The following is a 16478-nucleotide window of genomic DNA, read 5'->3' on the forward strand; positions in this document are numbered from 1 at the left end:
CCATAGACCGCTGCGGGAAGCGGCGCATTGCGTTTAGGCATAGCAACCTCCTTTGATTTGACCGCCTCATGATGCGGCAGGAGGACGAGGCGGACCATCCCATTAATGACGCGGCCATCTCAGCGCCGAGAGCTGGCCGAGAAAGCAGTGGCGCAACGCGGTGTGAGTATCGCTGTCCACGCATAGTCGCCATCCGGACCTGAAAGCCCTCGCAGTACGCCAACGCGTTATCTTTGGCTTCCGGCATGTCCGTGACCTCCGTCGTTCCGGACAAACTAGATGAATCAACGGACGCTTTTCCTCGCGTCATCCGCGTTTTCTCGCCGTCTTGGGACAGATGGAAAATCATCCCGTTCCGGACGTTTTGGCAGACCGCAGGTAAGGTGTGGTTGCAATCGTCCCGAGCGGTTCTTTTTATGGATTTTCATTCACAAACTGAAGCGCACCCATGCCGGTCTTCAGCGGAAATCATCTAGGCGTTCTTTGACTAAAGTAAGCATACGTTCTGCTGCATCGCTTATCGGCGTCGCGGCGGGCACCACTGAGGGCAGCGCTATGGCATCAAGCCCTGCCTGGAGCTGAGAAACAAGTTCGTCAATGGCGTCATCGGCATCGGATGCTTTCATACCGGCGGTGTTCGCGAATGCCTTGAAGTCAGACCGGCGCACGCGGTCGTCCTTGCCGTTCATCTTGAGGGCCATGCGGTCTCTTTCAAGACGCGGGAATACGCGGGTCGTGACAGCATCGTATAGAGGCGCCATTCGGACCGCGCTGAAGCGCGTGCTGCCCGGTTCGGCGATTTTCAGCAGGGCCATGTTCTTCAGGTGCATGTCGCCGTCAGCAATCAGCCATGCGAACAGCGCGCGCTTTAAAAGAAGCAGGACATCTTCGTCGGGAGAGGTGGATAACGGCCGTATGGCCCGCGCTATGCGCTCCATCGTGCCGTCATATTTGGCGCTGGTGGGGACATCCAGGACCGAACAGAAATCCTCCATGGCCAGAAGCTCTGCATCTTTCTTGCCGGTGCGGATATCGAAGCGTTCAACCAGCAGAGCGGGCGGCATCCCGTCCGGCATCGAGAGGAGCGCCATTGCGGGCGTCTTGAAGCCGGCGGCCGCTCCCAGGGTGAGGGATTGCCATTCGATCACGGGCAAAGCTTCAAACCCGCTTGTACCGGCGGGCTTCAGGATGTGGGTGAACGGCGTGGTTATGCTGGGTGACAGCGTGCCATCACCATCGAGGAACATAGGGGCTTTGATCTGCACGCCGGAAAGACGCGGGGTTTCGGCGTTCGCGAATATCTGCGCGAGGTTTTGCTCGAAACTCTTTTCGATGTGGTCGCGGCCGGGACCCGCATAGCGGCCTGTGAAGACCCCGCGTTCGGAGTAGGAAGAAAGGCGCGTTTGCAGAATGTCGGACGGAAGAGCCGCCAGTTCGCTGCGCTTTTCAACGATGGTGATGTTGGACATATACCGCCTGCCGGAGCGCAGCATGGCGCGCTCGTCCCGGTCGTTCAGGACGGACTCCAGCCATCCTTCAGGAAGAAGGGACAAGATAAACGGAGGCAACTTGCCAGGAGTGGTTTGCCGGATGAGAGGGGGACCATTCTCTTCTGTCTGTTGCCAGCGCCATTCGAAGCCGTCATGGACAAGATTGCCGACCGGCTTGCCATGCCATGCCACGATCAGATCGAGCGCGGCTTCGTTGCGCGCCGGCGCGGCCGCCGGCCGCTGCAGGAAATATCTCTCGGCAGCTTCGCCCTCCCGGTACCACTGATTCTGGCGCGCGAGCGCCCAGACCGCATCGGCCGCGTCTTGAGCACTGCCGTGCTCTTCGATGAGTCTTGCCGCGATAGCTGCCCGCGCCGTCTCGTCGATCGAGGCCGCGTGCTCGCTACGCAGGCGAAAGGCTTCGAGGAAACGTTGCCGCATGGACGAAACATCGACGCGAAACTCTCCCATCCCGTCGTCGATGATGGCCTGGGCAACGGAGGGATGCGCGGGCGCTTCGTTCTGAATGATCTCCAGCGTGCGGAGCCTCGTGCGCTGTTTGCGGCGGCCACTCAGGAAAAGGCGGCCGTCACGCGTCGGGCCCAGCGCGACCGCGCTGGCAGCGGAGAGATAAGTCTGAGGGTAGAGGTAGCGAGCGATACGGACGGCGTGCTTGATGACCGTGGCGTCGATGTCGTCATCCGCGTCCACGTAAATGCCCCGCATCAACTGCACGAGTTTCCCCGTCTCAGCCATGTAGTGGCTGCGGGTCTTGTCGAGCGTTTCGCCTACCAAATGAAGGGGCATTGTTCTAACTTTCGCGTACCTCAGGTACGAGAAAGTTAGCATACGGCGCTCATAAAAGCCATCAGAATAATAACTTTCCCGTACCTGAGGTGCGGGAAAGTTAGGCTTCTTGCTCCTATGAATATCAGGGTTGGCAGATTTTATATAATAAAATCAAGATGATGTCGTAAGGCGGCGTCATACGACGTCACCCGTATTGACCAGCCGCCGAAATCGTCCCGTGCGGGACGTTTTCTGATCGGATGCCGTGTCAGCGTGGGAAACGGTCCCGATCGGGCTGTTTTGAGGCCATCATCAAGACGCGCGCTGCGTCGCAGAGGCTTCGAGTTTTCCTACGGCCAGGTGGGCTGCGATATAGGGAATTCGCGGCTTGTCCTTCTTAAGCGAAACAAGGGCCACCTTGTTACCATTTCGGCTAGCGACCAGCCGGACAATCCAGTTTTCGATAGTACGGTGGAACGCCATATCGCCCTGTTCTGCAGTTTCCCCTTGGCGCAGCTGTTGCAGGTTTGTGCTGGAGAGTGAGCAGGCGTCGGCCAATCGCTGAATATCTCTGAGCCAGTCCAGTTCGCTGGCTGCCAAACCACCGATGCTCTGCCCGGCTGTCTCGATTACCGTTTCGTCCGAACCGATCATCTGTGCGAGAGCAAGCACCATTGCGTTTTGTCTTAGGCGTTCTTCGCAAGCCTCGGGTGTTTCCCATTGGGGTTTTTGCAGGTTCATCGTCAAGCCGCAGTCCCAAGCTAGCCAGAGCAGCAGTCCCTTTAGCATCGCCAAATCGTCGCTGTCGTAGAAATCTTCGCCTAGGGGAGCTAAATGAAGCAATGAGGCATTTTCGGCGCCGCTGTCCCGCTCAAACAGGTTGAACATCACAGCCTCCAAGAGAGCAGCCCGCTGCTCTTTTGGAACGGTCGTTTTTCCCTTTTCAACCCAAGCCACCCGGCCATCACAATGGCGCAACTCTCTGAGAACGGCCAAAACGCCCAGCAGGCGGACGAGAATCTTGGATAGAGGTTGCTTGCCTTCCGCATACCATTTGAGTTGCGACACCATCCTATTAACGAGCGTCCGCACTTTTGCATTGCAAAGATGAATTAGTTCGGCTTGGCGCTCTGGCGACAGCTGCCCACCCTCGTTTTCAGGATCGTCGTCCGCCCCGATCTGTTCTTCTTCACTGCGCCCAAACCGATCCACGTCTTCGTGCGATTTGTCATGTTGTATCCGCAGGTGGTATATCAGCGCATCCAGCAGGTACGCAAAATCACTGGCGTGATCCAGGCGATGCTTTTTACGATTCTTTCTCATGTCGCTGACGTCGATAGCGAGCGTCTCGGAAACGTCTGCGGCGCCTTGTGCCGTACGGGCGGTACCGTGCGGTGTTGGGGACGAATTGGCGGTGGACGCACGTTCTTCATCAAATATCATCTTGTCGATGCACTGAATCAGCAGCCCGATATCCGGGGTGTCCGTCTCAAGACTGAAAAGGGCATCCCGGAATTTGCGTTGTGTCCCGCTTCGAGCCTGTTCTTCGATGATAGTCGCGTGGTGAAGCGTCAGGTTTAGGACTTGCCCACCAGAACCGGATGCCTGGAGAAAAGCTGCACGCTGGATATCGCGGCTCATGAAGACCAATAGAGCGCATTGGCCTTCAACAGCGACATCGGTGGTTTGATCTATGGTGGTTCCGTCAGCTGCTGTCAGGGTGAAAGTTAGCCCCGTGATACCGGCAACCAGGTCCCGATCGAACACAATACGAGTGTCCTCTGCGAGAGCGATGCCCGTTCTTATTCCAGCGGGAGCGGACGGCTCCTGGACCTGATTGGTCTCGATAAATTGCCAATCATCTCGTGTAAGTGCCGGCAGGCTGTGGATATCATCGCATCCTAAAGCCTGTGCCGTCGCCAAAGCGTCGTTGCCGTTTCTTGCGAGCATTATCTCGACATTACCGCTGACGCCGTCGGCGAGCCATGCTGACCTGCTTGGATTAGCGCTACCGGTCGTGAGCACAGAGGAGCCATCTGCCTGCTCGACCAGCAAAAACTTAGCATGCAGATATCGCTCTTCTCCTTTCTCATCGCATCCAAGCCTCTCCGCCCGGACAAATGACACGCCTTGCGGAGAGTGGGTACTGGTCGGCATCTGCACGGTTTCAGGCTCTACTGCCACCGTCGTTCTTTGGGGTTTCAAATCACTTTGCAGACGCTCCAAAAAGGTCAAATTCTGGTCGAAAAAGGCACCACCAACCGAGATACGAGCCGTTTCACCGCGAATTAGGCCGGTGAACTGTTCCCACAGCGTCGTACCTCCCGGGCGACCTGCGAGAAGCCTGAAATTCCCATCTGCTGCCGGCTGGCCGTTAAGCCAAGGAGCAAATTCCTGCACCTTGCGGACCATAGAAAGTACATGGCCGGGAACACCGGCTGTATAGCGGTCAAGCCAAGTGTTGACTTCGGCCCATAATGCCTGCGCGACTGCGATGCCGGGGCCGTCACCGTCACCTTGGACCCGGATAAGGTTCGTGATCTCGCGATTAAACCCGAAACCGGCAAGCGTCATGTTATGACTGCCCACGAGGATCGCAGCTTTACTTTTCCCTGTTAGGAAAATGATCTTTGGGTGGAAAGCGCCCGGCACCTTCACCGGAAGGAGACTATACTGCCGCCCCGCAAGCCGCGGTGGATGGATGGCCAATGACCCAGCGTACTGGCGCGCATCCATGAGCAGGACGTTATGCCGGACACCAGAGTTCACCAGGCGCCGCAGTACCACTTCCTCGTAGAAGGGAAGGTAGGCATTGTAGGTCGTGATGAGCGAGGCTTCGTATCCACCTTTTTTCAGCTCTTCCAACAGTGATATTTTAGGGAGCATCGGCAAGCTCCAACTGTGATCTTCCCAATGTGCTAGGTTGCCAGCCCGCGCCGTTTCTCTCTAGGGCGCCTATATCTTTGAGGACGCGAACCGCCTGGTAGAAGCGGGGGCGAGTGTGAACGGCCGGAGGTATGGCGATGACCTCCATGCCTCGATCAGAAGGCCGTATCCGGAATGTCGATTGCGACTGGCCGCGGAGCTTTCTTAGGGCTATCCGAAGATGCATCTCCAAACCCCAATTGATGAGGAGCCACCGGAGAACATCACGCAGCTTTAATGGTGCCCAACCGTGCGATGCATGCCGGGCAAACGACTCTAGATTGATGGGATAATAGCGGAAGTAGTCTTCTTCAAAAACGAGGTCGGCGTACTGACGTTCGGCGGGAGCGGTTCTGCTTGCCAACGCAACTAGCGTTCGCATGGCAGCATCTACGATGTTCCGGCGGCTGTCAGAAGATTTTCTGGCTCGCGACAGGCTCGCAATGCGTTCCGTAAGCTGAACTTCGTGCAACGGATTCTGCCACGTCGGAAGCGCGGGCAACCACGATTGACTGTCCTCTGTGCATTGCGAAAATGTCTTGTCTGAGCCCAAGGCGTTAAGGGCTTCGACGATTTCAGGCTGCTCAACAAACCAGTCGGCAATATCTGAGCTTGCGTCGAGACGTAGCTCAGATGCGTCGTAGGCATCGAGCAAGGCAAAGAACAGACCTTGCACGGCAAGCGAGAGAAGTTCGTTACGCGCATAAATCGCCCACCTATCGCGGGTCGTGGCGAGCGAAGCTGGAATTTCCCAGGCAGCGCCACCCGGCAAACTGCCGGCATAAGAACAAGCGCGAAAGTGGGCTTCGGATAGCTCTGCATCATTCTCATTCAGGCGGTCGGCTAGGTGCAAGATCAGTTGCAGCGACCGTCGGCGCGGCAGCGCTTCGCTTTGATCAAAGCCGTTTCTGACAAAGAACATGTCCGAGAGAATCTGCTGCTCGCCCGGGCTATTGCAAAGTTGGCAGGGACAGAAGCTTTTCAGCTCGTCCAGCTGGGAAGCCGTTACCCTGTCTGCGTCTACGGCACTTATGAAGAGTTGACGGTTTACGCTGAAATCCATGCGTTCCGCGATAACAGCCCCGACTTGACGTGTGTAATGAACGCCAGTGGACGAATCGCCATCGAGAATGGAAAGCTCTCTCAGTACCCCAAGATAGTACTGGCCAAGACCCCCTAGCTTGTTTGCGAAATAACGCTTTGTGGCGCCCTCGCGCAGAGAGTAATCGGATAAGCGGATTACGCCGTCGGCACCCAGGGAACGGGCCACAACCGTCAACGTTTCACTGCCTACCATCGCCGCAGCATGATCCTCCGGATCACCTCCGGACACGGCAGCGTGACGTTGTGCAATCAGGCAGAAAAGGCAGTCGGCGCGGCGAAATCGCTCAACAAAGTCGTCGTTGAATTCACGGTACCCGGCCTTGTCGAATGACCAAATTAGCCACGGATAAAATGAGTAGTAGCGTGCTCTGTCGGTAACATTGGTAATGCCAGGCAGCATGCGCCCATAAATGTTGATGCAAGGCGCCTGGACCGCGAGGTGGTCCAAACCGCCGACTTGGAGTGGTGGTTTCACCCACGCTGTTTCTGCTTGCATGGCCTAAACTCTGCTTTGCTACAAAAATCTCAAATGAAAACCGCATTTTTCCGCGAGCAAGCGGAACCGTAGTGGGTATATTTGCATACATCCTAGCCTTCACCCATTACGTTAAGGAGGGAAAGATTGGAAACGCTGGCACCGTGCAGAGCGTCTCAAAATTTATATAGCTATTACAATGGTATAGGAGTGCCCAATTTCATCTCGTCCGACGCGCCATCTTCCCCGTCCTCCCCAACCTTTGATATTCTGCCGTGACCGGTGCTGGTCATTCCGGTCCAGACATCTGTTTTCTGGTCCGGGCGATAAACTGTGCACCGGCACACGCATGGGTGCAAAACGCCTCGAAACCCGAGACCCGGTTGGTCGGAGGCAGATAGATTCCTCCGCTAAAGCGGTATAGCCGTCGTCTCCTTGGCAGTCCGGATGACGAACATCGTGTAGTACCGCGCGACATTGCTCCGGTCCCGGAACAGTCGCTCGCAAAGCGTATCGAATTCGTCCATATCCGCGAGGCGCAGCATGAGAACGACGTCGGTTTCGCCGCTTACCCCATAGGCCTGGATGACCGCCGGTTCCGCAACGACCAGTTCGAGGAACTGGCGCATGTATTGCTCGCCGTGGCGTTCCAGTTCGACTGTCACGATGGCTTTAAGGTTCTTGCCGGCCTTGGCGGGCGCAACAACTGCGACGACCCGGTCGATGATTCCCGCCTCGTTGAGGCGTCTGATGCGGCGCAGGCAGCTTGACGGGGAAAGCCCGACCAGATCCGCCAATTCGGCATTGGTTCGCGAGGCATCCTCCTGAAGGAGGTTGAGGAGCTTCCTGTCGATGCGGTCCATCTCTTGCCTTCGATGTTTTTGAGTGGTCTGCAATTTTATTGCACAAAATCGCAAATTTTGACCACAAATGCGACACGTCCCGCGCTAGTCAGCAGGTAGAATTGAAATCGATGGAGCCTTTTATGGCACTCTATGCCTCCTTCTACCGCAAGACCTTGCAGACGCTGGAAATCTATTGGGAACTGGTGCGTGTCATCGTGCCTGTCGCGATCGTTACCCAGCTTCTGCAGGATCTAGGGGTCATCCGGGCCGTTTCTCCGATCTTCGCACCGGTGATGACAATGGTGGGATTGCCTGACGAGCTCGCTTTCGCCTGGCTGACGGGACTGCTGGTCGGTATCTGGGGCGGCGTGGTCATCGTGTTTACGCTCGTTCCGGTATCGGCATTGACGACGGCCGACATGACGGTCCTCTCCGCGCTTTTCTTGTTCGCCCACGCCATTCCGATCGAGCAGCGGATCATCCGCAAGGCCGGCCCCGGCTTCGCGATAACGGCGGCGCTCAGGATCGGCGGCGGATTCCTCTTTGCCATCCTCCTGCACCATCTGTTCGCCGCGACCGGATGGCTGTCCGAGCCTTTGAAACCCTCCTGGACCCCGATGGGCGAGAGCACGGATTGGAGTGGCTTTATTCTGGGCACGATCGAAACTCTGGCGATGATGCTCGCCGTTCTGCTGGCACTCAGCTGGCTGATGGAATTGCTCAGGATGTCCGGAATCCTGGACCGGGTGAACAAGGGACTTGCACCCCTCTTCCGGCTGGCTGGCATTGGCGGAGAAGCGATACCCTTTTCGGCCGTCGGCCTGTTTCTCGGAATTTCCTATGGCGGGGGGCTGCTGATCCGTGAGGCACGCACGGCGCGGATAGCGCCGCGTCAGATATTCCTCGCCTGCGTGTTCATGGGCTTTGCCCATAGCCTCATCGAAGATACGCTGATCGTCGTAGCGCTCGGTGCCGACCTGACGAGCGTGCTTGTCGGCCGCGTGGTCTTCGCGGTGCTCGCCACGGCCTTGGTCGCGCGGGCAATCTACGCGACGTCGGACGCCTTTTTCTTCAAGGCTTTCTACCACGGGGGCGAGGCTTCGTCTTCGCACGTCGGACCGGGAGAAGCGGCTGGAGATCCGGCAGGATGAGTCCGCTACCTCGCGACGCCGCAGCATGCAGCGGACCGGCACCGGCCGAATGTTTGACGCGCATCAAAGACCAGTGTGGCGGAAGAGCGCATAGACAAACATGACTGTCCCGTGCCAGTAAACGGATGTCCACATGGACATCGACGGCTGGTCGAACCGATGAGGGATCCGTGAGAAACCGCAGATCATCTGCCTGGAGCGTTGTGTCCGCGTCCATCGCGGCCTTCGTGCTCGTCGTGCAGATGCTGCTGGGATCCGTTCTTCTCAGTTCGGCGGCAGCAACGCCTGTCCTCGACGATTTCGGAAACCCGCTCTGCATCACGCATGTCGAGGGTAAGGACCACCCCGACAAGAACGGCTCGAAACTTCCGGAATGCTGCACGCAAGCGTGCAGCATTCTGGCTCCGGTGCTTGCGCCGCAGTTTTCCGACAATTTTCTCAGCAACCGGCTCCAGACCAATTCCAGGCCGGTTCCGGCCGAAGCGGACGCAGGTCCCTTCGAACGCCCCGAGACCTCTCCCGGCAATCCCCGCGCGCCACCCCAGGCGGCCTGAGCCGGCAATTCGTCGATCTTCCGTTTTCCGAGTGAGTTGAGGCCGAAAGCAACAAGGCGGTGAAAGTCGCATGCCTTGTCAGTTTGGTGCATCGTTCCGGAACACGGAAAAGAGACTACCCCATCCAGTTCATCAATCCACATCCGGACCCGCGCATTTTCAGGCCGCTGGTCACCGGAAAGAGGCCGGCCCGAGTTCAGCCGATCATGGAGAATCCTATGCTGAAGAAAATCACGATCACCGCCGCCATCATCGCTTGCGGCACCACCGCCGCGCTCGCGCATGTCACTCTGGAAGGCAAGGAAGCCGCCGTGGGCACGACATACAAGGCCGTGCTCCGCGTGCCGCACGGTTGCGAGGGCAAACCCACGAACATCGTGCGTGTCCAGATCCCCGAGGGTTTCTACAGCGTCAAGCCGCAGCCGAAGGCGGGCTGGACCCTCGAAAAGATCAAGGGCGCCTATGCCAGGGCCTATGACAATCACGGCTCCCAGGTGACCGAAGGGGTCAAGGAAGTCGTCTGGAGCGGCGGCAATCTCGGCGACGACGAGTATGACGAATTCGTCGTCCGAGGCACGATCGCTGCCGACCTGAAAGTCGGCGCGACGCTCTATTTTCCGGTGATCCAGGAGTGCCCGGAAGGCCTCAAGGAACGCTGGATCGAACTGCCGGCGGAGGGTCAGAAAGCTTCGGATCTCGAGCTTCCTGCTCCCGGCGTCAAGCTTCTTCCAAAGCTGGGCAATTAGCCCCTTCATTCGGGAGTATGTCGATGGCGCCGTTTTGCGGAAGGGTAGCCTTCCTGGCCGACATTCTGCAGCGGGTCGCATCCGCGATCCTGCTGTGGCTGATCATGACAGCGGCGGCATGCGCCCATGCGTCCCTCAATGCGACCGAGCCCCGCGACGGCTCGGTCGTATCCACGCCGCCGCGCGTGATCGCTCTTACGTTCAGCGAACCCGTCTCCCCGACCAGTCTCAAACTCACGCGGCCGGACCGCAGCACCGTAATCCTCAAGGATTACGTCCTGAGGGACAGGACCGTGGAGATCGCTCCCCCCAGCCTCCTTTCGAATGGCACCTATCTCCTCTCGTGGAGGGTCGTCTCCGAAGACGGCCACCCGATCGGCGGTTCGCTTGTTTTTTCGATAGGGCAACCGAACGCGACGGCCCAGCGTGCTGCTGCCGATGTCGACTGGCCTGTCCGCGCCGGTCTGTGGATCGGGAAGATCGGCCTCTATGTCGGCATTTTCCTGGGGGTGGGTGGTGCGTTTGCGATTCATTGGTTCGCAAGCGGCGCCGGCACCGCACTGAGCCCCATTCTCGTCGCGCTCGGGTTCGGTTTTGCAGGGGCGGTGGTTTCCGCCGGTTTCCAGGGGCTTGACACGATAGGCGAACCGATTGGGGACTTCTTCATGCCGGCTGTCTGGAAGGCGGGAATGACGACAAGCTTCGGGCGGACTGTCGTCTTTGCCACCGTGGCGCTGGCGCTTTCGGGGCTCGCCCTGGCGAGCGGGCCGGGCAGAGAGGCCCGCTGGATGTCGTTGTCGGCCCTCATGACGGCAGCCTTTGCACTGAGCCTCAGCGGGCACGCAAGTGCGGCCGATCCGCAATGGGTGATGCGGCCGACCGTCTTCCTGCACGTCGCGGCGATCGCAATCTGGGCGGGAGCGTTGTTGCCGCTGATCGCGGAATTCAGGAAGGGCGGAGAAACGGCAATTGCGGCGTTGCACCGCTTCTCCGTCTTCATCCCTGTGGCAATCCTGGTTCTTGTCGTGGCCGGCGGGGTACTTGCCGTCGTTCAGCTCGGTACTCCCGGGGGTCTGGTGACGACAGCATACGGAGCCGTGCTCCTCGTGAAGCTGGGGTTGCTCGTGCTGCTCTTCGCACTGGCGGCCGTCAACCGATGGAAGCTCACCCGCCGTTCGGAAAGAGGAGAACAATCCGCAATCCACCTGCTTGTTCGCTCGATGGCGGCCGAAACCATGCTTCTCCTCCTGATCTTCGGGGTGGCTGCCACATGGCGGTTCACTCCGCCGCCACGCGTCCTGATGGCCGAGAGGATCGATACCGGATGGACAGCCGTTGCCCATCTGCAGAACAGCAAGGCCTTGGCTGAGGTCAAGTTCACGCCCGGCAGGGCTGGAGCCGTGACGATATCCGCGGCTATCGTCAGGAGCGATGGGGACGTACTGGACCCTCAGGAAGTCACGGTGGTGCTGTCGAAACCCGACGCGGGGATCGAGCCGATCAGACGCAGGGCCGGGAAAGGACCGGAAGGTTGGGCGGTACCGGACATCGTCCTTCCCCTGCCGGGCCGATGGGCAATCCGCCTTGACGTCATCGTCAGCGATTTCGAGATCACTAGGCTCGAAGGTGAGATCGAGATCGCACCATAGGTGCGGATCCGCGGAAAGCAGCCAAGGGATTCCGATCTCAGGTCCTATTTGCTAGGATCGACCCTGCCGTTGGTGCCATTGTCGGAAGCGGAACTGGTATCGTCATCCTTTATCCCTTTCTTGAACGCACGGATGCCCTGGGCGAAATCGCCCATGAGATGCGAAATCTTGCCGCCGCCGAAAAGCAGGAGGACGATCGCCAGAACGATCAGCCAATGCCATGCACTGAAAGAACCCATGTTTTGAACTCCATTACCGGCTGATGTTTTGCGCGTATGCGGCCGTCAGCCCACCTGGGAAAATAGTTTTCGCTCTGTAAAAACGATAGCGGGCGCTTGAAGGGGCGCCTCTATCCTTCTGCGACCCGCCGTCTTACGCGCATCAGCATCGGCCCGTATTCGGCGAGGAAAAGACCGAAAGCGGTGAGCCACACCATTGCGGACAGCGAGTAGATCACATCCGTGAATTCGGGGAGGATGCCGGCACTCGGCCTCAGCAGTGCGCAGGCGACGATCGCGGCATAGGATGCCACTGTCGCCGGCGATGCGGTCAACACCCGCCCGGTATGGCCTCGGCTCGCCCGCGTCATGACCGCGAGCATCATCGTCGTTACCGTTCCGACGCTAAGGACATGGATCGTCGAGGTCTCGCCGAAGAGACCGAGAGCGGTGAGGGCAATGGCAAGGAACCCGAGCGGCACGAACAGGTATGCGATGTGCAGGATCGTCACTAGCATTTCGGCGGTCGTCGTCCAGCCACGCCAGCGGGTGAGGCGAGCCCCGTGCATCGCCGCGGCGAGGCCTGCGGTCCCGGCGACCAATGCACCATCATCCAGGATAACCCATGCCGCCAGGGCCGCGACGCCTAAGAGGATGGCGGCCGTGTCGAACCGGTCATAGGAGGCGGGAAAGTCCGTCCGTCCGGTCTTGTTGATCCAGTTGCGGGTGAAGCTCGGGATGATTCGCCCACCCACCACGAGGATCATCACGGCGTAGGCTGACAGGGCGAGCTTGATTCCGAGGGAAGGGTGCTGCCCGCCCATCACCGCCAGATGATACAGGATATTGGCGACGGAAAGCGCCATGAGGCCGCCGATGACTTTCAGATCCTTCCATTTCCTTCCCGCGACCACTTCGCGCACGCAGATGAAAAGGAGAAGCGGCAGGAAGGCGCTGTCGGCCAAAATGGCCGCGGTATTGCCGATATGGTCCGCTGCGAGCAGGGCAAGCCTGCCGAGGACCCAGACCGTGAATAGAAAGACGAGCGGCCATCCGGAGACCGGCAGCCTGCCGGTCCAGTTGGGGACGGCCGTCAGCAGGAAACCGGCCAGCACGGCGCTCGCATAACCGAACAGCATCTCGTGCGCATGCCAATGGACTGTGCCGTAGGCATCCGCCACGTCGATCACTCCGGCCAGGCTGGCGATCCAGAGAAGCATGGCGACGATCGCCCAGAGAGCGGCCGAGAGAAAGAAGGGCCTGAAGCCATAGGAGAATATGATGGGCGCCGTTTGCGAAAGCCCTCTCGGGATACTGCCGTTTCGCCGCCCAGCGGGGATTGTCGTCATCGTCTGAACTCCTTGTTCGCATCTTGGTAGCAGTGGCAGGCGAGTGCTTCTTTGTGGCGCCGCAAGCAAACGCGGGAATGTTTGTTTCAAGTCAAAGAAGGCGCGGCGGGCGGGGCGTAGCTTCATCTTCAACGGATGGGGATCAACTTCGTCCATTGCTTCAAAGGAGAAGCGCCATGACTGACAAAATGCAGATAACCAGACGTTCGATCCTGGCGGGGGCGGCCTTCGTGGGTGCCATGGCTCCGATCGTGCAGGCTTCTTTCGCGAATGCCGAGGAAGCACCTCCGGCCAAGATGAAGCCGACCGACCTCTCGGCCCTGCGCCGCGTCAAGGTCGATCTCGTCAAGCCGCCCTTCGTCCATGCTCATACCCAGAAGGCGGACGGCCCTCCCAAGGTCGTCGAGTTCACCCTGACCATCCACGAGAAGAAGCTCGTCCTCGACAAGGAAGGCACTGAGGTCAATGCTATGACCTTCGACGGTTCGGTTCCCGGTCCGCTGATGGTCGTGCATCAGGACGACTATGTCGAACTCACCCTGATCAACCCGGACACCAACGAACTGCAGCACAATATCGACTTCCACTCGGCAACCGGCGCGTTGGGCGGCGGGGCGCTGACGGTCGTCAATCCCGGCGAAAAGACGGTACTGCGGTTCAAGGCCACGAAGGCCGGCGTCTTCGTCTACCATTGCGCACCTCCCGGCATGGTTCCGTGGCACGTAACCTCGGGCATGAACGGCGCCATCATGGTGCTGCCGCGCAACGGTCTCACGGATGGCAACGGCAAGCCGCTCACCTACGACCGTATCTATTATGTCGGCGAACAGGATTTCTACGTGCCGCGCGACGAGAAGGGCAAGTTCAAGAAATACGCCAGCGCCGGTGAAGCCTACGAGGATACCCTCAAGGTCATGCGGACGCTCACTCCGACCCACGTCGTCTTCAACGGTGCCGTAGGCGCCCTGACGGGTGAAAACGCCATGACCGCCGCAGTCGGCGAAAAGGTCCTGATCGTTCATTCGCAGGCCAATCGCGATACCCGCCCGCATCTGATCGGCGGGCATGGCGACTATGTCTGGGCGACGGGCAAGTTTGCGAATGCCCCAGAACTCGACCAGGAGACCTGGTTCATTCCAGGCGGTGCGGCTGGCGCGGCTTTCTATACGTTCCAGCAGCCCGGCATCTATGCCTACGTCAACCATAACCTGATCGAGGCCTTCGAACTGGGTGCAGCCGCTCACTTCAAGGTCACCGGCGAGTGGAACAACGACCTGATGACGTCGATCGTCGCGCCGAGCGGCAGCTGACCCGACGGGGCGGGGCAGGCTATTCCTGCCCCGCCCACCCTTATCCAAGGCGCGCTTTTCCGAGACGCCGGCTTCGCCCGAGGAGGCGAACATGCGATGCACGAACCGGAAGCAGAAACTCTCGCTCCTCCGCACCGCCCTTCCGATCACGTTAATCGCCGTATTATCCGCCGGCGTTCTGGACCAGGGCGGTTTCCTGGAGCCGTCGCCGCGCGGGAGCGCTGCCTATGAGCCGCAGACCATCGCCATACCGGCGCGCACCTACAGCTATCGCAGCGACGGCGAATTCCTGAGAGGCACGATGCCGGTCGATGCGCCGATGAAGACGGTGATGGCCGGCGATGGTCTGACGATCATGAAATATCAGGTGACGGCCGCGGAATACGGCGCCTGCGTGCTGGCGGGAGCGTGCGCCGCGAACGGACCGATTGGTGCCGGGCGCAGTGACATGCCGGCGACGGGCGTCAGCTACGACGACGCGACGGCTTATGCCCGCTGGCTGTCCGAAAGGACAGGCGACTATTGGGCCCTTCCCACCGACGAGCAGCTTGCGCAGGCTGCCGGCAAGCGGTTCCCCGACGATGCCCTCGGGCTCGATCCGGACAACAAAAATCCGGCTCTGCGCTGGCTCGCAGACTATGAGAGGGAAGCGAGAGAGAGGTCGAAGCGCGACCCGGAGCCACGGCCATCCGGTTCCTTCGGCGAGAACGAATTCGGTCTTGCCGATTTCGGAGGAAACGTATGGGAATGGACATCCACCTGCCATCGCCGGGTACATCTCCACGCCAATGGATCGTTGAAGGCGTCTGAACCGATCTGCGGCGTCTACGTCACCGTGGGTAGCCACCGTTCGCCGATGAGTGCCTTCATCCGCGATCCCAAGGGCGGCGGCTGCGCGGTCGGAACACCCCCGGACAACCTGGGCTTTCGCCTTGTCAGATCGACCCGGTGGTATGCTCCTCTCCTCGTGAAGCTCCGTGATGCCGGCTGGATCAGCTGAATGCCTGGGCGCGGCAATACCGCGCTTCCGATCCCCTCTCGGGCTGTGTTAAGATTCCACCCAACTTAGTGGAGCTTACGCCGTTGAAGATCGATAAGAGCCTCGTCCGAACCTTTCCTCTTTTCGAAAGGATGGAAGATGCCGATACGGAAGCGCTGCTTGCTCATGCAGCATCGCGCAGAGTGCCGATCGGCGAAGCCGTCTTCGAACAAGGCGCGGCCGCGACGCATTTTTATCTTCTTCTGCACGGCAGGCTGAAGGTTACCCAGGTCACCGAGGACGGTCAGCAGATTATCGTCCGCGTAGTCCATCCGGGCGATCTCTTCGGTTTCGCCAAGGCGCTTCGACGCACGGATTATCCGGGCACGGCCATGGCAGTCGCGGAAAGCATCGCGCTTTGCTGGCCGACGGAACTCTGGCCGCAGTTCATCGATCGAAACCCGCGCCTCGCCGTCACTGCAATGCAGACGATCGGCCAGCGCCTCGAAGAGGCCCATGCTCGGATCCGCGAGATGTCTACGCAGGAAGTCGAGCAGCGCGTCGCTCATGCGGTTCTCAGACTGGTGAAGCAGGCAGGTCGCAAGGAGGGCGATGCCGTGCGCATCGATTTCCCGATTTCCCGGCAGGACATTGCGGAGATGACCGGTACGACGCTTCACACCGTCTCGAGGATACTGAGTGCGTGGGAGGCGAAGGGATTGGTTGAAGGCGGGCGCCAGAAGCTTCTGGTGAAGGATGCCGAGGGTCTGCTGGCACTGGCGGAGAGCACCAAGGAATAGCGTAAGCAGAAATCGGCGGACCGTTTGCGATGCGTCAAAGAACACCGCCGCTCACACGCTAAAGTAGCTCCAACAGAAGCGCGAGGCCTTCTGA

13 protein-coding genes are annotated in these 16478 nt (G+C 59.4%); 7 read left to right on the top strand and 6 right to left on the bottom strand.

Annotated elements, in window-relative coordinates:
* Positions 1-458 precede the first annotated feature (458 nt).
* The 4 genes from DMO26_RS25705 to DMO26_RS25720 all read right to left on the bottom strand — a co-directional run bounded on the left by DMO26_RS25705 (position 459) and on the right by DMO26_RS25720 (position 7646).
* On the bottom strand, positions 459-2297 hold the full coding sequence (locus DMO26_RS25705; RefSeq protein WP_117195162.1) for a type II toxin-antitoxin system HipA family toxin: 1839 nt from the start codon (positions 2295-2297) through the stop codon (positions 459-461).
* Positions 2298-2591: 294 nt separating this feature from the next.
* A complete protein-coding gene (locus DMO26_RS25710) occupies positions 2592-5165 on the bottom strand; it encodes a phospholipase D-like domain-containing protein (protein WP_117195164.1) in 2574 nt (857 codons plus the stop codon).
* Positions 5155-6804, bottom strand: a complete 1650-nt coding sequence (locus DMO26_RS25715) for a hypothetical protein (RefSeq protein WP_117195166.1) — start codon at positions 6802-6804, stop codon at positions 5155-5157. The genes DMO26_RS25710 and DMO26_RS25715 overlap by 11 nt, the downstream gene beginning before the upstream one ends.
* Before the next feature lie 389 nt (positions 6805-7193).
* On the bottom strand, positions 7194-7646 hold the full coding sequence (locus DMO26_RS25720) for an Lrp/AsnC family transcriptional regulator (RefSeq protein WP_117195168.1): 453 nt from the start codon (positions 7644-7646) through the stop codon (positions 7194-7196).
* 122 nt (positions 7647-7768) lie between these two features.
* On the opposite strand from DMO26_RS25720, the gene DMO26_RS25725 reads away from it, so the two are divergent.
* The 4 genes from DMO26_RS25725 to DMO26_RS25740 all read left to right on the top strand — a co-directional run bounded on the left by DMO26_RS25725 (position 7769) and on the right by DMO26_RS25740 (position 11728).
* The gene (locus DMO26_RS25725; RefSeq protein WP_226951423.1) at positions 7769-8779 is read left to right on the top strand and encodes a nucleoside recognition domain-containing protein; all 1011 of its coding nucleotides are present in this window, start codon (positions 7769-7771) and stop codon (positions 8777-8779) included.
* A 203-nt stretch (positions 8780-8982) separates the two neighbouring features.
* On the top strand, positions 8983-9333 hold the full coding sequence (locus DMO26_RS25730) for a hypothetical protein (protein ID WP_117195170.1): 351 nt from the start codon (positions 8983-8985) through the stop codon (positions 9331-9333).
* 218 nt (positions 9334-9551) lie between these two features.
* Entirely contained in the window at positions 9552-10079 is a 528-nt protein-coding gene (locus DMO26_RS25735; protein ID WP_117195171.1) for a YcnI family copper-binding membrane protein, read from the top strand.
* A 23-nt stretch (positions 10080-10102) separates the two neighbouring features.
* Positions 10103-11728, top strand: coding sequence for a copper resistance CopC/CopD family protein (locus DMO26_RS25740; protein ID WP_117195173.1), 1626 nt, complete (start codon positions 10103-10105; stop codon positions 11726-11728).
* A gap of 44 nt (positions 11729-11772) precedes the next feature.
* On the opposite strand, the gene DMO26_RS25745 is transcribed toward DMO26_RS25740, so the two are convergent.
* Both DMO26_RS25745 and DMO26_RS25750 read right to left on the bottom strand, forming a co-directional pair.
* The gene (locus DMO26_RS25745; protein WP_117195175.1) at positions 11773-11967 is read right to left on the bottom strand and encodes a twin-arginine translocase TatA/TatE family subunit; all 195 of its coding nucleotides are present in this window, start codon (positions 11965-11967) and stop codon (positions 11773-11775) included.
* A 110-nt stretch (positions 11968-12077) separates the two neighbouring features.
* A complete protein-coding gene (locus tag DMO26_RS25750) occupies positions 12078-13295 on the bottom strand; it encodes an NnrS family protein (protein WP_117195177.1) in 1218 nt (405 codons plus the stop codon).
* Between the two features lie 176 nt (positions 13296-13471).
* On the opposite strand from DMO26_RS25750, the gene nirK reads away from it, so the two are divergent.
* The 3 genes from nirK to DMO26_RS25765 all read left to right on the top strand — a co-directional run bounded on the left by nirK (position 13472) and on the right by DMO26_RS25765 (position 16384).
* A complete protein-coding gene (nirK, locus tag DMO26_RS25755) occupies positions 13472-14605 on the top strand; it encodes a copper-containing nitrite reductase (protein WP_117195179.1) in 1134 nt (377 codons plus the stop codon).
* Positions 14606-14696: 91 nt separating this feature from the next.
* Positions 14697-15605 carry an SUMF1/EgtB/PvdO family nonheme iron enzyme gene (locus tag DMO26_RS25760; RefSeq protein ID WP_117195181.1) on the top strand — a complete coding sequence of 303 codons (909 nt, stop codon included), beginning with the start codon at positions 14697-14699 and terminating at the stop codon, positions 15603-15605.
* An 83-nt stretch (positions 15606-15688) separates the two neighbouring features.
* On the top strand, positions 15689-16384 hold the full coding sequence (locus DMO26_RS25765; protein WP_117195183.1) for a Crp/Fnr family transcriptional regulator: 696 nt from the start codon (positions 15689-15691) through the stop codon (positions 16382-16384).
* Positions 16385-16478 lie beyond the last annotated feature (94 nt).

The sequence above is a fragment of the Rhizobium terrae genome (assembly GCF_003425685.1).
Lineage (GTDB): Bacteria > Pseudomonadota > Alphaproteobacteria > Rhizobiales > Rhizobiaceae > Neorhizobium > Neorhizobium terrae.